The organism is Halarchaeum salinum, from assembly GCF_039520965.1.
GTDB lineage: Archaea > Halobacteriota > Halobacteria > Halobacteriales > Halobacteriaceae > Halarchaeum > Halarchaeum salinum.
The window spans coordinates 1-20,123 of sequence record NZ_BAAABL010000072.1 but is presented as its reverse complement, the minus strand read 5'-3'; the positions used below and the strand labels follow the sequence as shown (position 1 = coordinate 20,123).

The window sequence follows — 20,123 nt, the reverse complement described above, 5'->3', positions numbered from 1 at the left end:
CGCGCTTCCGACTGAGCGTCGGAATCCCTCGCTCCTTGAGGCCGGAGGCTCCGCCTCGAAAACTGCTGATAGGCTTAACAGTTCGGTGAGTGCCTCCCTCTGTCTGCGTAGAACGAGAGTCAGACAGGAGCACTCTTGCCTCAATGCTGGCAAGCGAGGGAGCACCCGGCCGGACCCAACTAGAAGACCGCAAACGAGTGGCTCCAAACGTGGATCGACGACCGGCGTCTCTCCTCTCCGTCACCGCGGAGTGACGTCGTCGCCAAAGCACGGTGTACTCGCGGCGTCGCGGACTTCGAGTGCCACGACGTCGTGCGCGAACGGCATCGACGACGGCTAGCGGTCATCGGGATCTCTCGGTGGTCGCCGTGCCACTTGTGTCGTGTATCCGGCTGACCGGTCTGTGGAGACGCCCCGAACGCCCCTCGACGGCTCGCGTGGCTCGTGCGGCGCTGGTTGTACGGCTGCGAGCATCGCCGCGTGGCTCGTGTCGATGCCGTGATCGCGCGCGGCCGTGCTCGGCCGACCGCGGGCTCGGTCTGTCGACACGCCAGCATCATGTGCAGTGTCGCCGCCTCGCTCCGCTCGCCGGGCGAAACTGGCGTGAAGCTGGCCGCCCGCGATGGCCGGGCCGCGCGCGCCACTCGGCCACGGTCCCGAGACCGAGCGCGTTGTCCGCGCCGCATCGCGCCCTCGCGGGCGCTGAAGGCGCGAGCGGCGCGTGTGTGACTGGTCGGTCGAAGAAGAACCCGCGAGTAGTGATCGCGGGTGTCGGGCGCGCTGTGCCGCCTGTGGAGTGGAACTCCAATGTCTAGTACAAACCTACTCGGTGAAGAAGGTGCGCGTGTAGCGAGCGACGAACAAACGCCCGACGTCTACGGAGCGTTCGAGGTGGTGGACGAAGCGGCGGAACGGGAGCGAAACCTGCGACCGACGGTGCAGATGGAGATCGCGGCGCGTGTCGACGTCGAGAACGCGTATGCGGGGTTGACGCTGGAAGCGGAGGAGCGGGTGAAGGCGCGGGAGTGGGAGATCGAGCGAACTGCATCGAGATTCGACCGGCGGCAGGACTCGGATCGGGAGGCGCGAACACGGAGCTACGTGGCGCGACGAACGCCGAGTGAGGTGTGGCAGGTCGGGCGGCGTGACCCTCGGGAGACGATGTCTCAGGAGACGTTGGCGGCGGTGAACCAGCAGGCGGCGCGGCTCTTCGAGCGAACGCGTGGGTACTCGCGGGCGGCGATTTCGCGAATGCTCGCCGAGCGCGTGCGGCGTGGGCAGGATGTCGTGGATGCGGTGATCGAACTTGGGGAGGCGCTGCAGTACGGGGCGGGGCAGCTCGTGCCGATCGGGGCACTCGAACAGGTAGAGAGCGACGAGGTGAGCGTGGAGGGACGGATCTCCCGGTTGTTTGACCCGAGTCATCCCGCGATCGCGCAGGTGGGCCTTCTGGAGGACGCGACGGGGACGGTGAAGTTGACGGTGTGGGAGAAGAGTCGCCAGCCGGTCGTGCGGGAGGGCGAGCGTGTGCGGGTGCGCGGCGCTGCGCTCAGCACCTATGACGGACGACCGAACCTCGCGGCGACCGGGTGGACAACGCTCTCCTTCCCCGAGCGCGGCCGGTGGTGGGAGCGATAGGGGCCCACGTCTCTTTTTCCGCCGCCTCACCCTCCCCAGCCGTCGTCCACGCTCTGCGTGGACGCCCCTCGCGCGTTCTCGACGCCGACGGCGTCGATTCATCGCGCGCCGTCGTCTCGAACCTGCCAACGAAGCACATCCATCCTCAAACCCGAGCTCTCTCCGTAGTTGTGCCCGGTTGTGAACACTACTGCGGTCCATATCGCATCGTGTTTAGTTAAGCGAGTTCCACCAGACGGCGAAGGACTGCAACCACGTTTCGGCGGTCGCTGGATCGACGTGGCTGAAACTATTGCTAAACGAAGAAGCACGCCGTTTTATCTCTCTAAAAACACGTTCGACAGCATTCCGGTTTCCGTGACGAACGGTCTGAAATCGGAGGCTGGCTCGCTGGAGTCCGGCCGCTAGATGCTGGGCGTGATCAACGAGAAACACGGTGTCTTCGACGTCGTGTTTCTCACGAAGCTCCCGCAGAAACTGCTGTGTGAGTGCTGTCGTAGTTGTCGTGAACAGCCTCAAATGCAGGAATTCGTACGTCCCTGGATCAACGGCAGCATACAGCCAGAACTGCTGACCATTAATCCGGATCACGGTCTCGTCGAGCGCGATGTAATCTGGGTTCGCATCGCTCGCTGGCTGTAGATCGTCCTTCTGCACCCAATCATGAACTGCTTTCCGTGACCGTTGGACACCGAACTTCGCAAGTTCTGAGATGGGATTCGAAAGTGAGAGCCCGGACGGGTGGAGCCGAATACCGAACTCCATCAGCTCGCTCGGTGTCCGCTCTCGCTCCACAAAATCCAAGTCGATCCAGTCGCTACAACCGCTGAGGCGGGCGATCTCTGCCATAGGCCAGCACAAAATCGCTGCGCCTCACTTTTCAGCCTTAACTAAACACTACCCGAGCTGGGGTCGAATGAGAAGTCTTAAATTCGCGCCGCGGCCTACATTTCGATGCGCCCGCCCTTAGCTCAGACTGGTAGAGCAGCCGACTGTAGATCGGCTTGCCCCCCGTTCAAATCGGGGAGGGCGGACTACTTCTGTCGGTGAACAACCGTTCGCCGACGAATCGTCCTCCGCGAGGCGATTTAAATCAGCGAGAGGAGTGAAGCGAGTCTCGCGCGCTTCAAATCGGGGAGGGCAGCCCTTCTGTCGGCGTCGCGCCGGCGACTTATTACCCATCTGGCCGACCTCCGTGTAGACGGCGTCACTCTCTTGGTAGCTGATAATTTCACCCCTTCTGATCCCGAAGTATTATCCACGCTGGGGTGAAACCATCCCGATGACGTGATACTCGTTGCCGGTCCAGACGCGTCGCTCGTAGACGGTCTCGACGAGCGGCGTGTCACCGTCGAGTCACCCGTCGCCCTCCCGGAGCGCATCCCGGCGGACACGCTCCTGGTGCTCGATCCGGACGTCGTCGACGCGCCTCACGACCTCGCTCGGGCGGCCCGCGAGCGCGCCGACGGCCCGCTCGCCGTCGTCGCCGTCTCCGCGACGCCGTGGGCCTTCGACGCGGCGGCGTACGACGGCGTGCTCGCCCCCGGTGTCAGCGACGAAACCGTCCGCCGGATCGCCGACCGCGCGCGTCGGATCGCCGCGTATCGGGACGCGGTCGCGGCCCTCTACGAGGCCTCACCCGGCTCGGAGACCGCGGCGGCGCGCGAACGGGCGGCAGAACGCTTCGCCGCCCTCCCCGACGATCTCGACGATGACGATATCGCCGCGCTCCTCCGCCCGGACGACTGAGACGCGTTCGCACGACGGCGACCTTTTACCCGCCGGTCGCGGAGGGGTAGCAAATGGTCGAAGCGTTCGCCGTCGCCAGCGGCAAGGGCGGCACGGGGAAGACGACGAGCACGCTCGCGCTCGGGTTGGCGCTCGCCGAGACGTACGACGTGACGGTCGTCGACGCCGACACCGGGATGGCGAATCTCCTCTTTCACGCCGGACTGGACGACGCCGACGTCACGCTCCACGACCTCCTGATCGGCGGGCGCGACGTCCCCGTCGCTGACGCGTGCTACGAGCGCTTCGGGCTCACCGTCGTCCCCTGTGGCACCGACCTCGCGGGGTTCCGAGAGGCCAACCCGGCGCGCCTGCGCGACGTGATCGCCGAACTCGCCGCCGACACTGACGTCCTCCTCCTCGACTCGCCGGCGGCGCTCGACTCCGCCGCCTCCGTCCTCCCGATCGTCCTCGCGGACCGCGTCGTTCTCGTCACCCAGCCGACGGTGCCCGCGCTCTCGGACGCCCTCAAGGTCCAGGAGTACGCGGCGTCGTACGGCACGGGCGTCGCGGGCGTCCTCTTCAACAAGGTCCGCCCCGCGGACGGCATCGAGCGGATCAGCCCGAAAGCCGAGCGCTACTTCGAGGGGCCGATCGTCGGCGCGGTGCCGGACGACGACGCCGCCCGCGCCGCGCGCCGCGCCGGCCAACCCCTCCTCGCGTACGCCCCGGACAGTCCCGCGGCGAACGCGTATTACGACGCCGCGGCCACCCTCGACGTCGCGAGCGGCGACAGCGATGCGCTCGCGGATCGCTTTCGTAGCGCCGTCATTCCCGAGGAGGTGTAGATGGACGTCCGCGCGGACTTCGGCGGCGACCTCACCTTTTCGCGTGTCGTCGCCGATCCCGGTGTCGCGCTCGCGCGCGCCCTCGACGAATCCGTCACCGGCTACGCGGCATTCGTCCCCGCAGACGCGCTCCTTCTCGGTGAGGGCGGTGACGGCCTGGTCGCCTTCGAGGACGGCGTCCCCGTCGGGGTTCGCCACTCGACGGGCCCGGTCGGTGACGACGCCGTGGCGGCGCTCGCCCTCCCCGGCCCGTACCACGTCCGCTTCTACGACCACACGGAGCCACCCCTCGGCCCCGACGCCGCCGTCGAACCGGACGCGCTCGCAGAACGCCTCGCCGGTGACCCCGCGCTCGCCGAGCGCACCCGCGAGCGTGCGCCCGACACGGTCGACACCGGCCCGGACGCCGTGACGGCGTTCCTCGATGATGACGCGGGCGTCGAAGCGATCCGCGAACGCGCGCGGGCGGAAGCTGAAGCCCGCGCCGCCGAACTCGGGTTCGAGCCGACCGACGACGCGTAAACCCTTCTCTCACCCGCTCCGTCGCACTACGACCGTCAGGTATGTCCCCGATCCCTCTCCGACGATCGTCACGTCGAACGCGACGGCGACGACGTGCGTCCCGTTCACGCGCTCCTGTACGACGACCCCGTCGATGGCGTCACACACGCCGAAGACCCGGCCGGGGCCGGACGGGCAGGCGTCGCGCGCCGACGCGGACGCGGCGCTCGCGTTGTACGCGACCAATACGACACGCCCGCTCCCGACGCTCGCGTTCTCGATCCGATCGACACTCGCGTTCAGCGCGTGTCGATAGTCGGTGACGGCCGGCTCGCGCTCGCTCCATGTGTAGCTCGCAGCGAGCTCCGGCCGCGCCGTGTCGACGGCGGGGTCGAGTGCGGCGACCGTCGCAGCCCCCGTTGCGTCACGCGCCGCCATCGCGTCCGCGTCGCCGGCGTAGCCGAACTGGAGGTACGCGGCGAGCGCCGGGACGAACGCGAGCGCGATCACGACGGCCGCGATGAGAACGAGCTGTCCGCGATTGCGGCTCACGCGTCCCACACCTCGACGGTGATCGGCCCCACAACGCTTGGCACGGTTGCGCGCCCCACGGCAACGCCGGGTGGCCGCGGGTAGCCGATAGTCCCCCACGGCGTCGTCGCGCGGTACATGTAGTTCGCGGGGAGCACGGCGTCGAGATGCGCCCGGAACGCCCTGCGCTCGGCCTCGCCGTCCCCGAGTACCGTCACCGTTGCGTTCCCCGCCGCGGCCTCGGCGGCGAGCACGGTCGCGACGTCGGAGGCGTACACGTCGAGTTGCCGCTCGGATCCATTCGGATGGGGGACGCCGAGCGCGAACCCGCCCGCGATCGCGAGGATCACCAGTACGCCGAGCGCCGCCTCGATCAGCGGGAGGCTAAGCTGGCCGCGGTCGGCCATTCGTCGCGGCGTCCGAGACCGTTCAGACATGCGCCTGCACCTCCAAAACACCCGTTCGCGTCGCCTCCGTATGCGCGACGAGACCGACGCTTCCGGCGGGGAGCGGGCTGTCGGCGTCGACGGCGACGCTCGCTGGTCGGTACGCGCTCACTCGGACGTGGTACGCGCCCGCGAGCCCCCGCGGGTCGTGCAGGACGACGCGCCCCCCGACACGAACCGTCGTGACTCGGGTGCCGTTCGGCGGCTCAATCGTGACGTCGAGGGCGCTCGCCCGCTCACCGAGTGCGAAGCGCGTATCGTTTCCGAACCGCGGGCCGTACGACCGCGTCTCCTCGGTGGCGACGAGGACGATCCGCCGGCTCGCGGCCCCCATCGAGGCGTCGCCGGTCGCCACGAGCACCTCGCCGTCGAGCGCGATACGGACGGCGTGCCCGCGTGCGGCCGGGAACGCGGCTTCGAGGTCGGCGGCGCTCAGGTTCCGAAGTGACGACTCGCGCAGGACGTTCGCACGTCCCCGGTCGCTGAACGGACCGTCCGCGGCGACGGCGCGGGTCGCGATGGAGTCGGCGAGGCGCGCGTCCGACGCGTCCCTGTCGACGCCCGCGAACGCGCCGTGGGTCGCGACGAGCGCGACGCCGAGCGCGCCGGTCACGAGGAGCAACGCGACGCCGAGCGCCAGTAGCGAGGCCTGCCCGCGCCGGCCGGTCGCGTTCATCTCGCCACCGACCGGAGCTCGACCCGCCACGCGCTCGCGTTCCCGGTGACGACGACGACCGCCGGCCGGTCGCTCCGCCACGTTCCCTCGACCCGCGTCACGCGCTCTGGGAGGCTCAACGACGCCGTTCCGCCGACGCCGCGAACCGGGCTGTCGAGGACGAGCGTCCGGTTCGTCGCCCGGAGTTCGTATGGCTGCGCGCCGATGGTCGCGGGCAGCGAGACGGTTGCGCGAACGCGCACCGAGTCGGCGGGCGTGCTCGGCACCGCGTCCTCTAGTGCGATCGCACCGGTCGCGAGCACGCGATCGCCGAGCGTCGACGCGGCGTCCGCCTCCGTCGCCGGCACGACGCCGCCGTAGAGCGTCGTCGACACCAGCGCGACGTAGAGCAGGACGATCCCGATCCCGAGCGTCTTCGAGACGACCGGCGTTAGGCCCCGATCCGTCTTCATACCGCGACCTCGACGTTCCGCACGACGACGTACGCCCGCGCCGCCGGCGGATACGCGATAACGACGCTCGCGAGCCCGTCACCGTCGATGTCCTGCTCGCCGACGACTGTTCCAACAACCCCGTCGCGCTCGTAGTAGCGGGCAAACGCGTTCGCGTTCCGCGTCTCGACGGCGAGTTGGTACGTCCCAGCGTCGAACGCCTCGCGTGTTACCGTCGTGTTCGTCCACAGCGTCGCGCCGCCGCCGCGTCCCGACAGGTCGATGTCGCCATTACTGATCACGAGGTCGAGCACGAGCGCGTCGGGGACCGCGGTCGCACGGACGGGCCGTGCAACGCGCGCCCAACCCTGCGTGCGGACGACGCTTGCGCCCGCGATGCTCGTGACGCTCCGGCCCTCGGCGTCGAAGACGACGGCGCTCGTCCGGTAGTGCCGGACCGTGCCGTTCGCGTCGAGCACCCGGACGTCCCGCGGATCGGTGTGGAGTCGCCCCGTGCTGAAGGGGACGCGTCTGGTGGCGTGTCCTGTCCCCACCGTCGGCCCGAACCCGCCGTCGAGCGCGTCCGCAACTCGCGTCGCGTCGGCGTTCGCGGCGGTTTCGCCGACCACGCCACCGACGCTCGCGGCGACGACAGCCATCGAGAGCACGGCGACGCAGCAGAGGAGCGCGACGCCGACGACGTGCGACTGGCCGCGTTTCGTTCGAGCGGTCGCGCTCACCGCATCACCCCCGCGAGCGCGAAGACGGCGTACGTCAGGACGACGAGGAGCCCGGAGTGCAACAGCGCCTCGTAGCGCCCGCGGCTCGCCGCGCCGGCGAACCAGCCACAGGCGAGCATCGTCGCCTGCGTGACGACGTAGAAGCGATAGCGTTCCCGGGATGGATCGACAGCCGTGGGGTTGATGGCGAGGCCAGCGGTACTGCCGCTGACGGCGGCGAGCTGTGCGAAGCTTCCGAGGACGTAGGCGTTCACTACGATGACGATCCCGACGACGAGGAGCGCGGTCGTCCACCCGACGGCGACGTACACCTGGAGCTGTGAGCGGAGGGCCTTTCGCTCGTCGTACAACCGTCCGATCTCCATCTGGAGGGCCTCGAAGGCGGTTTCGGCGTCGCTGCCCGCGTCGAGCGCGCCGGTGACGAGGCCGATCGAGCGCCCGGCGAGCGGCGTGCCGATCCGTTCGGTGAAGCGAGTCAACGCTGTCGCGCGGACATCGTTCCCGTACGCGGTCAGCCCGAGGTTGAACGCGAAATCGGCAACGTCCTCGCCGAGCGGGCCGAGGTGGGCGTCGTGCGCGACGGCCTCGACGGCATGCGTGAACGGCTGGCCGAGCCCGACGTAGCCGGCGACGCCGTGGACGAAGTCTTTGATCTCGCGGTCCTTCGCGTCGTCGCGGCGCGCCCTCCGGACCGCGATCGCGCCGACGGGAATCGCGCCCGCGGCGTAGCCGAGCAACGCGGCGTTGACGACGTCCAGCCCGGCGACGTGAAGAGCGAGCGCCGCGAGCGCGCCCAGCGGGAGGAGGACGACGATTGCGTCCGCCGGGTTGTTGCGGACGCCGGCGAGGATGCCCCGGAGGTCGGGCGAGCGGACGTACCAGTCCAACCCGTAGCCCGTCGGGCGCAGGGAGTCGACGAGCGTCGCCGCGCCCGCGCCGACGACGAGGACGCAGGCCGCACAGCCGTAGACGACGAGCGCGCGCAGCGACACCGGACCGAACGCGGTCGCGATCGACCGGTCGAGCGACGGTGCGAGCACGCTGAGGACGGTGACGACGACCACGAGCAGCGTCGGGACGACGAGGAGGACGACGAACAGTTCGGCGAGGAGTTCGAGGAACCCTGCCGCCTCGTCGTTCGCGCGCTCCTGGTGGTTCGCGAGCATGCGCGCTTCGAGTTCGAGGAAGCCCTCGACTGCGTCCGGGCCCTGCTGAGCGTGCTCGCGGAACTTCAGGAGAAAGGGCGCGAGCAGCCCCCGCGAGGGCGTGTCGCGGGCGACGACGCGCAGTGCTTCGCCCATGCTCCCGGTGAGTTCGGTGCGCGACTGAACGGTGCGGAAGGTCGCGGCCGTCTCGCCGAAGGCCTCGGGGCGATCGGCGACCCGCGCGACGAGGGTCCGGTCGTCCGCGCCGCCCGAGGCCAACACGCGGAGGTAGCGCACGGCGCTCGGGAGCGTCTGCTCGATGTCGGCGCGCCGGGCGAGTGCGGCGACTTGCAGGTAGCGCCCGCCGCCCCGAACGATCCCCTCGAAGGCCGCGACGCCGGCGAGCACGCCCGCAACGAGGGCAAGGAGGCCGTTCGGCACCCCCGACAGCGCCGCGAACAGCGGGCCGCCGAGCGCGAGACACGCGCCCGCGCCGAGGGCGGTACAGCAGAGCGCGACGAGTACAGCGCACGCGTAGACGCGCGCGAGATAGACGTCGAAGCCGGTCGTGATCGTCGTCGCGCGGTAGTGGCCCCGATCGCGATCGTGGCGCGGGCGCTCCGAGCGACCGCCGAACAGCGCGTAACACGCCCGGTCGAGGGCGTGGACCCCTCTCACGCGACCCTCCGATCGTCGCTCCCGGCCGGCCCTGCATCGCCGTCCGCGTCGTTCACGTCCGCCGTCGCCATACCGCTCACGTCCGCCGTCGCGTTGTGCCCGCGCCGGACGCGCTCGACCGTCGCGGCCTCGTCCACGCGGAGGTCCGCAAGGAACGAGAAGAGGGCGTCGACGTCGCTCACGTTGTGCTCGACGAGATACCGGACGTAGCGGTGTTTGCGCTCGTACTCGGCGCGGACGTCGCCGACGCGCCGGTCCGTCCGGGCCGCGAGGCGCGTGAGGAACGCCGACTCGCCCCCGTGTATCTCGAACCCGCCGTCGTGGGTGCGCTCGACGAGCCGCCGGTACCGAACGGTCGTCCCGTCGTTGACGACTTCGCCGTCTGCGGGGGCGTCCGCGTCGCGGACGAGTTCGACGAGCTCGCCGACGTAGCGCTCGCCGCCGACGTGACGCGGGAAGACGACGAGATCGACCTCGCGGAGGAGGTACGCGGGCAGTCCACGCTCGGTCACGCGATTGACGAGCGTCTCCACGTCCTCGGCGTGCGTCGTCCCGATTACGCCGTGGCCGGTGTTCAAGACCTCGCCGAAGGTCTCGAAGCTCGCGGGCGTGTTGATCTCCGCGATGACCTCGACGTCGGGGTTGAGGTAGTTCGTCTCGGTCATCAAGTCGGCCATCGTCACGCGCTTGAACGGGTTCTCGTGGTCGCGTGTGGTGAGCGAGACGCCGGTCTCGTGGGGGAGTCTGACCTCCCGGGAGCCTTCGTCGATGCTGATCGGCCGGTCGTCGAAGGGGACGAACGGGAGATGTGCGTTGAGCAGCGTCGTCTTTCCAACGCCGGTCGCGCCGCTGAATAGGACGGCGGCGTGATGCTCGTAGGCCAACCAGAGATAGGCGACGGCTTCGGTCGGCATGCTGCCGCCGCGCACGAGGTCGACTGGCGTCAGCGGGTCGGGCGACTGCTTGCGGATGGAGACGTGTGGGCCGTCGGCGCTGATGACCGGGAGCGCGACGGCACACCGGATCGTGACGTCGGCGTCGACTTCGGGCGGTCGGAGGTTCACCTTCGCGGAGGGCTTCGAGGCGTTCAACTCGACGCCGTCGCTCGCCGCGAGTTGCGTCACGAGGTTGACGAAGCGCGCTTCGTCCTCGAAGACGAGGTTCGTCGGGACGCGCTCGTCGCCGCCCCGCGGGACGACCTTCACACGCTCGCCGACGCGGTTCGCCTCGACGTCCTCCAGTCGCTCGTCGCGGATCGGCACCGTGAGCTCGCCGTCGCCCACGAAGTCCCGGAGGACGTAGTAGACGAGATCGTCGAGGCGACCGTCCTCGAAGCGCTTACTCACGGGCGGCACGGCGAGATCGTACGCCGCGAGTGCGGCACGAACGCGATAGCCGACGGCCTCGCGCCACGCGCGGGTCTGCTCGGCCGCGAGCGCACGCGAGAGGTACCGCTCGCCGTGTTCCCGGACGAAGCTCGTCCGGTCCGCGACGACTTCGTCGACGTTCGTCTCCCAGATCCGGTCCTTGCACGCCGCGACCAGTTCGGCGTCGCCGGGGAGCAACGGTGGCTCCTGTACCGCGTACTGCAGGTCGAAGGGGTCAGCGCCGAGGAGGTGTTCCCGATAGACGACGACCGGCACGTCGAAGTCGCCGAACGGGACCGTGTACGACTCGACGCGCTCCGAGAGGAACCGCCCGAGGTGTGCGGGCCGCGCCGGTAGCGATGTGCGAGCGGGCGCGTAGTCGGCCGTGTGAACGACGAGACAGTCGTCGCTTGCGTCCGCGATCTCGATCCGCTCGTCGAGCGCGTACGGCGTCAGGTCGCCGAGACAGCGCAGATCGCGGAGCGCGTAGTAGCGTAATCGGCGACGGCTCGCCTTCGAGCGGGGTGCGAGGCCGTCCACGATGCGGCGGTGTTTCGCGTCGAGTCCGGCCGCGACGCGCTCGACGCACCCGTGGCGGGTCCGTGGCCGTTCGAGCCCGGCGTCCGCGAAGTGCGCCGCGATCCGCTCGCGCGCCGCGGCGTCGTCCGCGGGGAGGACGGGTTCGCGGACCTCGTAGGTGAACTCCGCGCCGTCGTCGCGAACGGTGACGACGACATCGGGGTGGACCTCGTACTGCGCGCGAACGTTCGGGGCGTACCACGCTTCGGTGTCGTCCGGCACGACGATTGGGGGGACCGGAAAATCCATACACCTGTCAGAACAGACGTGTATATAAGCAGATCGTTGGTTCTCGGTAGCATGACGATACGTTATACAGTGACACTACCAGCGGAGCACGAGTGGGTTCACGCACCGCCGTCGTGGCGACGTCGCGATGCGGCCGCACTCGCAGATCGCTTCCGCAGCGCCGTCACTACCGTTGCCGCTTCTGTGGGCAGGAACGACCCGAGCCCGCACACCTCCAGCGGGTATGCGCGACGCCGTACTCGACGTCGCCGATCCGTGACGGCGAGTACGACATCGACGATCCACGGACGCGTCGCGCGCTCACCGAGGCGATGGTGACACGCTTTACCGAGCACGGCGCGTGCTACGATGTTCAGAGTGAGAGCGGCGCGACGTACCAAGTGGACGTCGCGGATCGGACCTGTACGTGCCCGGACTGGGCGAAACGCGGGCGCGACCTCGGCGAGCAAGGGTGCAAATACCTGCGCCGTGTCGATCTCGAGATCCTGGCGCGTCGCCTACCACGCCCGGACGGGCGTTTTGCGCGGGAGCGCGCCTCGATGCGCCGGAGCACGGCGTGAATTGACGTCCTCCCACGCCTTCAGGCGTGGGAATCCCGACTGCGTTGGGATATTAAGGTCCGCGGTTCTTGACCTGTGCATTAGCTGGAAGAGAGGGCGCTAAGCCCCCGTCCTCAAGGAGCGAACGAAGTGAGCGAGTAGGGCGGGGTAGTTCACATGAACGCTCTCGAGCGTGCTGAGACGAACCTGCTGACCCAGTAGAGTGAAATAGCATTCCGAGGAATGATATACTCACGCACCCTACGTTGGTTCGATGCCAGATCCCGCCCCAGCGTTTGAGGACGTGAACGAGCGTGCCAAAGAGGACTGGAAACGTGACACCAGCCCCTTCGACCGGGTGCAGGCCGTGATGCGCACGGCGTACGAGCCCATGAGCGCGGCGGCCGTCGCCGAGAACGCCCTCACGTCGGAACAGACGGCCCGCAAGCATCTTCGATCGCTGGTCGAACATGGCTACGTAGCAGAGACGGCGTCGCCAGACTCGAAGGGCACGCTGTATCGCCGATCCAATGACTCGCTCGCCCTCGAACAGGCGCGGCGTATCCTCGACGAGACGGACACCGAGACGCTCTCGACGCGCGTCGTGGAGATGCGCGAGGAGCTTCGAGCGCACGCCGACCGGTTTGGCGCGAACTCGCCCGATGAGGCCGTTCGCGCCCACGCCGATATCGACACCGAGACGCTCATGGAGTGGCGAACGACGCGGCGGAACCTCGCCTTTGCCGAGGTGGCGCTTGCCCTCAGCGCGGTCGAAGACGCCACTGGGGCCGCAGAAGCACTCTGATGGACGTCGACAGCGGAGACCGCGATTCGCACGCGCTTCGAGGCGCGATCGACGTGACGAAGCTCGACGCATTTCGAGACGCGTTCGTCGCCATCGAGCCAGCGGCTTCAGGAGCAGTCGATGACCGACTCAACCCCCGAGAACTCCGACTCACGATACCGTACGGCGTCGACGAAGCCGATACAACCAGATTCACGGTTCGATGGACGACAGCGGATGACTACAACGTTCATTACTCGGATACGTCCGAGCGCAACCTTCGGTGGGATCTCCACCCGCACGACTTCTCAGCACCGCCCGACGACCGACACTTCCACCCACCGCCAGATGCGTCAAGCGTGGATGACACCGTTGAGGCGTCGTGTTTCGGGGAACCCTCGGTCGACCTCGTTGCTCGAACAGTTCACCTCTTGTGGCGACAGACACTCGACGAGGGGTCGATGACCGATATCAACGCTGGAACGAACCAGCCCTGACCGTACTCAGTCGAAGCGAGTACAGTGTAGTCGCCGTGACTGGACTCACAACCACGCGAGACCGGCGTTGAGCTCGTTGAGAAACGTCTCTCGGACGTCCGTATCGGCGGGGAGCGAGATTCGTTCACCTTCACGCTCGACGATCGTTTCTTTGAGGAACGGGTGGGCGGGCTCGAACGACGGACTCGTCCGGATGCGGTGGTCGCTATCGATGATGAAGAGCGCGGCGTCGAACGCCCGGTGGTGCAGCGTATTCAGGACGAAGACGTTCTCGGGATGCTCGGCGAGGTCGGGACGCTGACTACGCGGGAGGACGTGTGCGAGGTCAAGCAGTGACTCCTCACGGATCCCCGTGATCGGACACGCGTGACTATAGCGCTCGAACGTCGCGTCGCGGAATGCATCACTGACGACGGTCTCGGTGGTTTCGTAGCGGCGAACGCGCCCCTCGGCGTCGAGCGGTTCGCCAGTCGGCCACTGGGCAACCTCGCCAGTTTGAACCCACTGCTGCCAGACCGCCGGTGCCGCACGATCATCGTTCTGACGCGCGCGCTCGTGCAGCCACGTCACGGGGACGGCCTCCGCGTTGAGGATGGAGAAGTGGAAGCGATAGTTCGGGATCTGTGTCCCGTCACCGGCCTGGTACGCGTGGACTTCGAGGTGGTCGGGGACGCAGAGCCCGCAGAACTCGACGACGCCCGACTCGGGTTTCTGGAAGATGAGGACGGGGGGGGACGTCCTCGCGTCGACCCGCTGCGGCATCGTCGAAGGCAGCCTTGATCTTCAGGTTCTGCGTGGACTCATCGTAGGATTTCTCGGCTTTCGCATCACCCCAGTAGCTGACGTAGCCGGCGTTGACGGCGAGCGTATCCTCCCACGGATCCTCGTGTTGGGAGATCCCGCTATCGTTCGAGACGAGCACGAGCGCCGCGGGCGTCTCGGAACGCTCCGCACCGAGATCGCGAATCCCTCCGGTATTCTTGATACCCCTATTTAATGAGCCGCGGATCCAGCGGAGGAACTGGTCGTCCGGGTCGCGATAACTCCCGGTGTCGCGGTATCGACGACCGACCCGGAACGCATGCTGCATGCTACTACGGCATTATCGCCGTCGGTGTATAAAGGCCGGCGCGATGCACACCACTCCAAGAACTCTTCGTGACGTTCTATCGCCTTATACTCGCAGCCGATGTCGCGCTCCGTATACTCGGCGTCCCCGACCATTCTTAACCAACAGCTCCGCGAGAGATCAGCAATTGTTGGTTAACCGCGTGCAACCGCCATTTTTTGGCCGCCCCTGACGGGTGCGGGGCGGCCCGGAGAGCCGTCCCGGACACGACCATGAGTAGCCGTATCTACGAGCGACAGTTCGACGAGGACGACGGACAGACACTACCGACCGACCCAGGCTGCCCGGAGTGCGGGGGCGACACCGTGACCGACGGCGGGGAAACCGCGTGCGTCGAATGCGGCCTCGTCGTCGAGGAGTATCGGATCGACCACCGTGGACGGCTGTACACGGGATTCGACGAGGAGACCAACGTCGAGCGGACGGGCCCACCGCTCACCGAGGCGCGACACGACCGCGGGCTCTCCAGCGAGATCGGGTGGAAGCGGGACGCCCACGGAAACACGCTCTCCGGGCAGAAACAACGCCAGATCGCGCGCCTCCGCACCCAACAGCACCGGGGCCGATTCGACTCACGAGCCGAGCGGAATCTCGCGCATGCGTTCGGGGAGATCGCGCGTCTCGTCGCCGCGGTCGACTGCCCGCGCGCCGTCCGCGAGTCGGCATCGGCGCTCTACCGACGTGCCCAGAACGAGAACCTGATTCGGGGGCGCTCGATCGAGAGGGTGGCGGCCGCGGCCGTCTACGCGGCGTGTCGGCAGGACGGCGTCGTCCTCTCTCCCGCGGATCTCGCGGGCGTCTCCAGTTGCACGGTGCGGGAGGTGCGTCGCACGTACGGCGTGTTGAACACCGAACTCGGACTCGCGACGCCCATCGTCGACGCCGCGGGCTTCCTCCCGCGGATCGCGGCCGACTGTGACGCCCCCGCCGACGTCCAGCAGCGAGCACGCGAGCTCGTCGACGACGCACGCGAGGCCGGCTACGTGAACGGCCGGAGTCAGGCGGGCGTCGCCGCGGGCTGTCTCTACGTCGCCGGCATCGACGCCGAGCAGCGGATGACGCAGGCCCGCCTCGCCAACGCCGCGGACGTCTCGACCGCGACGCTCCGCAGTCGCGTCGCCGAGATTCGCGATCTCGAAGCGTAGCACGAGTGCGACGACTTTCCCGCGTAACTCCTTAGGTAATACAGCGAGTAGTATCGTCTATGAGTACCGAGAGTGACACCGAGGGCGAGACGACGCGCATCACACGGAAGGGGCAGGTCACCATCCCGAAGGAACTCCGCGAGGAGTTCGGCCTTGAGCAAGGCGACGAACTGCTCTGGCAGAAGACTGAAGACGGTATTCGGGTCAGGAAAGCGACGCACTCCGCGGGGCGAGGGATGCTCGTCGACGACGACGTCTCCGAAGAGACCCGCGAGGAGATGGCGACGGAGATGGAATCGGAAATCCGCGAGAAGCGCCGGTCGGAGTGGCAGCCGTGACACGGTACACGGTCGACGGGGTCGGGATGGCTCGGTACCTCGTCGACCAGCTGCCGCCTGCCGCCGACGACGTCTTTCTGCGAGCCGAGCAGGGCGTCGACGTCCTCGAGGCGCCGACGGTGACGGTGAGCGAAGCGATCTGGACGGTCGTGAACAAGGGGAAGATCGCCAGTGTCGAAATCGATACGACGCCGAATGCGGTCCTCCGGGGACTCGTGAACGATGGGCCGATCACTGTCGCGGAGTCCGGGACACAAGACCTGGCCGTCCTCGGCAGTCTTATCGACCACCACACGCTGCACGACGCTCTTCTCATCGCCAACCACCGGGTACGGGGTACCGAAGCTATCGTGACGAATGACGAGGAGTTCGACAGCGAAGCTACCGTCTGGCGCTAGCTGTCACGGCCAGTCGACCTTGCCGCGCTCCCGACGCTGTCTGTCCGACGAGTCGGTGTCGCGGTGACATCCGCTTGGCCGTGAACCGAGAGAGTGCAGGCCCCTCACGTAGTCGGACGAAGACTGACGACGGCGAGGATTCTGGTTCCGCAGGTGGAGGACGGAACTGTGGCGATGTTCGTGGTCCACGTCGCGGCCGGCTGTGACGTCCCCGCTGGCGTCTAGCACCGAGCGCGTGAACTCGCCGAGGACGCCCGCGAGGCCGGCTACGTGAACGGCCGGAGTCAGGCGGGCGTCGTCGCCGGCTGTCTCTACGTCGCCGGCATCGAGGTCGAACGACGGATGACGCAGGCCCGCCTCGCCAACGCCGCGGACGTCTCGACCGCGACGCTCCGCAGTCGTGTCGAAGAGACCCGCGCCCTCGAAGCGTGAGTGCGGTGACGCCAGGAGCGCGACGACGACGGCACCTTCAGCTGACCCGCTCTTCCTGACGGCCGTCGAGCCAACTATGGAGTGAACGGGTTGCGGGCCGTGTGGACGGGTTCGATCCCCATATGCCGGAAAATCCCATCCATCTTCCGCTCTAAGGTGTAGACCGCGACACGATTGGTTTCAAGGGAGTTCAGATACGCGATGAGTGCGCCATCGGCAAACTCAATGTGATCATACCGCTCCATCAGACTCCGCGCCATCTCGACGACTTCCTCAGAGGGATGCCGGTAGTCGATCCGTGGGGACTTCCACACCTCGAATCGGTCTCGGAGCGGTTGTATCCCGCCGTCGTCCTTGATGTGGTCGAAGGTCTCCTGCTGGATGTTCGTGATGACTCGGACCTCCGGGAGGTCGCCGCGGACGATCTTCCCGACGATCTCGTTCGCGCGCTCGATCTCGTCATCGTCGACATCGAGATACCGTGGGTCGCCAGCGGGATAGAGGAGGGACGTGTCGGCCGCGGCGACCGCCCTCATGCCTGGTAGTACGGCGGCAGTTCGACCTCCTCGTCGCTCGTCCGCCAGTAGAGGTACATCCCGGCGGACTTCCGACGACGGACGTCCCCGGTCGCTCGGAGGTCCTCAAGGAGCTCGCGGGCGCGCTCCTGCGAGCAGCCAAGCACCATCTTCACGTCGCTCGTCGTCACCGTCGGCCCCTTGACGACCTCGAACACGCCGAGGACGTCCTCGCGGGAAACATCGTCGGGATACCGCACATCCTCCGGCCAGTCCTCGGATTCGCTCATACCCGCGCTTCGCCTGCGACACACTTCACCCCTTCCCCGACGCTACGGCGGAGAGAAAACGATTCCGTCGATCTTGTCGATCCGGGCTTGACGCGAGGGAAGGCCGCTACACGCTGCCGAGGTTCTACCGGAACTGCCAGGACTCATCTCCGTTCTCCATCGTATGTCGCCGGCATCAAGGCGGCGCAGCGGATGACGCAGGCCCGCCTCGCCGACGCGGCGGGCGTCTCGACTGCGACGCTCCGGAGTCGTGTCGAAGAGATTCGCGATCTCGAAGCGTGAGTGCGGTGACGCGGCCTTCCTTGACCCCCCGCGATCGTCGTCGGAACAGATGAAACACGGTGTGTGCCCCCTCGATTTGCGCTCCACCCGTGGACTACTGGACAGATGAAACGCGGTGTCACGACGCTCTCGAACATCTTCCTCACGGTGGGCGCTGTCCCGCTGTCTGTTCACGCAACAGCACGTCTCGACATCGTCCGAGCGTGATCGCCATTTGTCGGCGCGCCTGCGAGGGGCGCAGGCGCGTAGAAACGGGCCTGTGTAAACTATGGACCAATCAGCAACGACGACGACGGTGTTCGCGGGGATCGACGGTCGAGCAGACGCGGCGCTTCCGGAGTGGTACGCGGCGCAGTACGGTGAGGACGAAGTAGTGTCGTTCGCGGAGGCGATCCGGAGTCTCCCGCGAGCGGTCGCCTCGACGGTGGCGTTCCAGAACCCCTACTCGGGGGAGTGGGTGGAGACCGAGCGATTCAGCGCGCTCGTCGATCCGGAACGCCTCGCCGCCCACGCACGCGGCGTCGACGTCGATCCACTCTTTCACGTCCCGACGGACTCCTACGCGATCATCAACCCCCACGACGTCTACACGCCCCTCGAAGCCGTCGTCGCCGACGAAACTATCGACGGCCGGCCGCTCGGCGACGTGGTCTTCGGCGTGATCAGACAGTACCGCGGCGGCGGCGAGGTCCACATGGACGTCCTCTTCGACGGCCTCTCCGTCACCCTCCCGGGACGCGCGGAGCCGATTGCGGTCGGGTTCTCCTCGGGCTACGACTTCTTCGGCGGCCACGCGGTCTACGTCGAGGGATTCGCACAGGACGCCTATTGCGCGAACTCGATACGCGCACTGACGGATCGCCGTACGGTCAAGCACGTCGGGGACGTGGGGTCCTTCGAGACCTGGTGGGAGCGCCTCCTCGGGCAACTCCAGATCGTCGCCGACGACCTCGCCGCCTTCATCCAAGATGCACAAGAAATCACCCTCGACCTCCGTGAGGTACCCTTCGACGTCGAGACCTTCTACACCCTCCTCGACTTCCCCGATTACTTGGCGGCGCGCGCGGCCAGCGACGCCCGGGCCGAAGCCGACGACCCCTTCGAGCTCGATATGTGGACGCTCCACTCCGGGGCCACCCACGCCCTCACCCACTTCTACACCGGCAAGGAGGGCGCGGCACTCGACCGGTACGTGCGGGTCGCCAACGACATCCTGTTCAACCCCGCGGGAACCCTCGACCGACTCACCCAAACGTACCGCCAGCAGGTGCGTGCGGAGACGGCTGGCGATGGACAGACCGGCCTCGACGGCCACGCCGCGCTCGCCCACATTGAACGCGTCGAACGCGACCTTCGGGACGACGTCGCGCAGTTCCAAACTCGTGAGGCCGCACTTCGAGAACGCTTCGCTCAGAGCGACTGAGGGGCAGCACTCTCGGCGAAATGTAGTGTGGCTATCAGTATCTTCAGAATTACCGGCTAGAGGAATCGACGGCGTAGCCACTAACGAGGAAGACACACAAAAGAAACCGCACCGCAGGTGACCGGTTCCGCCGGTCAGTCGTGTTGCGTTAGTTCTCGCGGCGGAGTGCCAGCAGGGCCGCACCTGCGAGCGCCACCAGCGCGAGACTCACACCGAAGCCCGGCGACGAGCCACTCGACGTGGTCGTCGTCGACGGCGTCGTCGTGGACGTCGTCGACGTCTCCTCGGTGGAGGACGTCGTCGACGTCGTCGACGTCGGCGTCGTCGTCGACGTCGTCGGCGTCGTCGTCTCGTTCTCGAGCGCGCTTGCGTTCACGACCTGGACGTCGACAGTATCGGTGTTCTCACCGTCGTCGACTTCCAGCGTGTAGTTCCCCGTGGCGACATCGTCACCGACGGGCATCTCCATGGACCACGACCCGTCCCAGCTCCAGTCCTCCGTGGACGTGAGCGCGACCGTGTCGCCATCCTGGCTCAGCAGCTCGAGTGTGATCGTGTTGTCCTCCGGCTGGAGGTTCGTCTGACCGGACACCATCGCGGTCTCACCCACGGCGATCGGGTTGAGCCCGGAGGCCTCGTGGCCCTCCGTGTAGACCGTGTTGATGCGGGTCGACGCATCGGCGAGACGGAACTGCGTCTCGATCACGTTGTCGTCAGAGGCCGTGTCCTCCACGGTCTCCGACTCGAACGCGTTCCAGATCTGCGTGCCGTCACGCGAGCCCTGGCCGTTGCGC

The 20,123-nt window shown here is 67.5% G+C and carries 23 protein-coding genes, 1 tRNA gene and 2 pseudogenes; 13 read left to right on the top strand and 13 right to left on the bottom strand.

Translation table 11 applies throughout. The annotated features are described in order from the left end of the window. Positions 1-807: 807 nt before the first annotated feature. Positions 808-1,638, top strand: coding sequence for an SOSS complex subunit B family protein (locus ABDZ36_RS12315; RefSeq protein WP_211311515.1), 831 nt, complete (start codon positions 808-810; stop codon positions 1,636-1,638). Positions 1,639-1,851: 213 nt separating this feature from the next. Here the strand turns inward: ABDZ36_RS12315 and ABDZ36_RS12310 are convergent, their stop codons facing one another. Further along, a complete protein-coding gene (locus tag ABDZ36_RS12310; protein ID WP_211311516.1) occupies positions 1,852-2,487 on the bottom strand; it encodes an IS6 family transposase in 636 nt (211 codons plus the stop codon). 111 nt (positions 2,488-2,598) lie between these two features. Here ABDZ36_RS12310 and ABDZ36_RS12305 point away from each other — a divergent pair. The 4 genes from ABDZ36_RS12305 (at position 2,599) to ABDZ36_RS12290 (ending at position 4,736) form a co-directional block, all read left to right on the top strand. After that, positions 2,599-2,672 (top strand) — tRNA-Tyr (locus ABDZ36_RS12305). Between the two features lie 253 nt (positions 2,673-2,925). After that, entirely contained in the window at positions 2,926-3,387 is a 462-nt protein-coding gene (locus ABDZ36_RS12300) for a hypothetical protein (RefSeq protein WP_211311517.1), read from the top strand. A gap of 53 nt (positions 3,388-3,440) precedes the next feature. Continuing rightward, on the top strand, positions 3,441-4,214 hold the full coding sequence (locus ABDZ36_RS12295) for a nucleotide-binding protein (protein ID WP_211311518.1): 774 nt from the start codon (positions 3,441-3,443) through the stop codon (positions 4,212-4,214). Next, positions 4,215-4,736, top strand: a complete 522-nt coding sequence (locus ABDZ36_RS12290) for a DUF8054 family protein (protein WP_211311519.1) — start codon at positions 4,215-4,217, stop codon at positions 4,734-4,736. Between the two features lie 9 nt (positions 4,737-4,745). On the opposite strand, the gene ABDZ36_RS12285 is transcribed toward ABDZ36_RS12290, so the two are convergent. The 7 genes from ABDZ36_RS12285 to ABDZ36_RS12255 are packed head-to-tail and all read right to left on the bottom strand — an operon-like array spanning position 4,746 to position 11,557. Beyond that, positions 4,746-5,267, bottom strand: a complete 522-nt coding sequence (locus ABDZ36_RS12285) for a DUF7261 family protein (protein ID WP_211311520.1) — start codon at positions 5,265-5,267, stop codon at positions 4,746-4,748. Further along, positions 5,264-5,683 carry a DUF7262 family protein gene (locus ABDZ36_RS12280; RefSeq protein WP_343749334.1) on the bottom strand — a complete coding sequence of 140 codons (420 nt, stop codon included), beginning with the start codon at positions 5,681-5,683 and terminating at the stop codon, positions 5,264-5,266. The genes ABDZ36_RS12285 and ABDZ36_RS12280 overlap by 4 nt, the downstream gene beginning before the upstream one ends. Beyond that, positions 5,676-6,368, bottom strand: coding sequence for a DUF7263 family protein (locus ABDZ36_RS12275; RefSeq protein ID WP_211311521.1), 693 nt, complete (start codon positions 6,366-6,368; stop codon positions 5,676-5,678). Before ABDZ36_RS12275 ends, ABDZ36_RS12280 begins: the two co-directional genes overlap by 8 nt. After that, the gene (locus ABDZ36_RS12270) at positions 6,365-6,820 is read right to left on the bottom strand and encodes a DUF7266 family protein (protein WP_211311522.1); all 456 of its coding nucleotides are present in this window, start codon (positions 6,818-6,820) and stop codon (positions 6,365-6,367) included. The genes ABDZ36_RS12275 and ABDZ36_RS12270 overlap by 4 nt, the downstream gene beginning before the upstream one ends. Then, positions 6,817-7,539: a DUF7289 family protein gene (locus ABDZ36_RS12265; RefSeq protein ID WP_211311523.1), complete on the bottom strand. Its 723-nt coding sequence runs from the start codon at positions 7,537-7,539 to the stop codon at positions 6,817-6,819. The genes ABDZ36_RS12270 and ABDZ36_RS12265 overlap by 4 nt, the downstream gene beginning before the upstream one ends. Then, positions 7,536-9,362, bottom strand: a complete 1,827-nt coding sequence (locus ABDZ36_RS12260; RefSeq protein ID WP_211311524.1) for a type II secretion system F family protein — start codon at positions 9,360-9,362, stop codon at positions 7,536-7,538. Before ABDZ36_RS12260 ends, ABDZ36_RS12265 begins: the two co-directional genes overlap by 4 nt. Further along, positions 9,359-11,557 carry a type II/IV secretion system ATPase subunit gene (locus ABDZ36_RS12255; RefSeq protein ID WP_211311525.1) on the bottom strand — a complete coding sequence of 733 codons (2,199 nt, stop codon included), beginning with the start codon at positions 11,555-11,557 and terminating at the stop codon, positions 9,359-9,361. Before ABDZ36_RS12255 ends, ABDZ36_RS12260 begins: the two co-directional genes overlap by 4 nt. A gap of 92 nt (positions 11,558-11,649) precedes the next feature. On the opposite strand from ABDZ36_RS12255, the gene ABDZ36_RS12250 reads away from it, so the two are divergent. From ABDZ36_RS12250 to ABDZ36_RS12240, 3 genes are all read left to right on the top strand, one after another. Then, complete coding sequence (locus ABDZ36_RS12250) at positions 11,650-12,117, top strand: hypothetical protein (protein WP_211311526.1); 468 nt, start codon at positions 11,650-11,652, stop codon at positions 12,115-12,117. Between the two features lie 253 nt (positions 12,118-12,370). After that, positions 12,371-12,901 (top strand): winged helix-turn-helix domain-containing protein, encoded by a 531-nt coding sequence (locus tag ABDZ36_RS12245; RefSeq protein ID WP_343749333.1) that lies wholly within the window; start codon positions 12,371-12,373, stop codon positions 12,899-12,901. After that, on the top strand, positions 12,901-13,377 hold the full coding sequence (locus ABDZ36_RS12240) for a toxin-antitoxin system TumE family protein (protein ID WP_211311527.1): 477 nt from the start codon (positions 12,901-12,903) through the stop codon (positions 13,375-13,377). Before ABDZ36_RS12245 ends, ABDZ36_RS12240 begins: the two co-directional genes overlap by 1 nt. 45 nt (positions 13,378-13,422) lie before the next feature. Here the strand turns inward: ABDZ36_RS12240 and ABDZ36_RS12235 are convergent, their stop codons facing one another. Together ABDZ36_RS12235 and ABDZ36_RS12230 are read right to left on the bottom strand one after the other, a co-directional pair. Continuing rightward, positions 13,423-14,139 carry an HNH endonuclease gene (locus tag ABDZ36_RS12235; RefSeq protein ID WP_343749332.1) on the bottom strand — a complete coding sequence of 239 codons (717 nt, stop codon included), beginning with the start codon at positions 14,137-14,139 and terminating at the stop codon, positions 13,423-13,425. Positions 14,140-14,182: 43 nt separating this feature from the next. Then, positions 14,183-14,467: pseudogene (locus ABDZ36_RS12230) on the bottom strand (HNH endonuclease); the annotation flags it as partial. A gap of 251 nt (positions 14,468-14,718) precedes the next feature. Here ABDZ36_RS12230 and ABDZ36_RS12225 point away from each other — a divergent pair. The 4 genes and pseudogenes from ABDZ36_RS12225 to ABDZ36_RS12210 form a co-directional block, all read left to right on the top strand. Continuing rightward, entirely contained in the window at positions 14,719-15,651 is a 933-nt protein-coding gene (locus ABDZ36_RS12225; protein WP_211311528.1) for a transcription initiation factor IIB, read from the top strand. Between the two features lie 59 nt (positions 15,652-15,710). Beyond that, on the top strand, positions 15,711-15,989 hold the full coding sequence (locus ABDZ36_RS12220) for an AbrB/MazE/SpoVT family DNA-binding domain-containing protein (protein WP_211311529.1): 279 nt from the start codon (positions 15,711-15,713) through the stop codon (positions 15,987-15,989). Beyond that, positions 15,986-16,387, top strand: a complete 402-nt coding sequence (locus ABDZ36_RS12215) for a hypothetical protein (protein WP_343749331.1) — start codon at positions 15,986-15,988, stop codon at positions 16,385-16,387. The genes ABDZ36_RS12220 and ABDZ36_RS12215 overlap by 4 nt, the downstream gene beginning before the upstream one ends. Before the next feature lie 240 nt (positions 16,388-16,627). Then, a pseudogene (locus tag ABDZ36_RS12210) lies at positions 16,628-16,819 on the top strand (transcription initiation factor IIB family protein); the annotation flags it as partial. A 74-nt stretch (positions 16,820-16,893) separates the two neighbouring features. Here ABDZ36_RS12210 and ABDZ36_RS12205 read toward each other — a convergent pair. Continuing rightward, positions 16,894-17,355, bottom strand: coding sequence for a hypothetical protein (locus ABDZ36_RS12205; protein ID WP_211311531.1), 462 nt, complete (start codon positions 17,353-17,355; stop codon positions 16,894-16,896). Beyond that, positions 17,352-17,624: a hypothetical protein gene (locus tag ABDZ36_RS12200; RefSeq protein WP_211311532.1), complete on the bottom strand. Its 273-nt coding sequence runs from the start codon at positions 17,622-17,624 to the stop codon at positions 17,352-17,354. Before ABDZ36_RS12200 ends, ABDZ36_RS12205 begins: the two co-directional genes overlap by 4 nt. A 550-nt stretch (positions 17,625-18,174) precedes the next feature. Here ABDZ36_RS12200 and ABDZ36_RS12195 point away from each other — a divergent pair. After that, complete coding sequence (locus ABDZ36_RS12195) at positions 18,175-19,329, top strand: hypothetical protein (RefSeq protein WP_211311533.1); 1,155 nt, start codon at positions 18,175-18,177, stop codon at positions 19,327-19,329. Positions 19,330-19,477: 148 nt separating this feature from the next. Here ABDZ36_RS12195 and ABDZ36_RS12190 read toward each other — a convergent pair. After that, positions 19,478-20,123 (bottom strand): PGF-CTERM sorting domain-containing protein (locus ABDZ36_RS12190; RefSeq protein WP_343749330.1); only part of this gene is annotated, 646 nt, incomplete at its 5' end.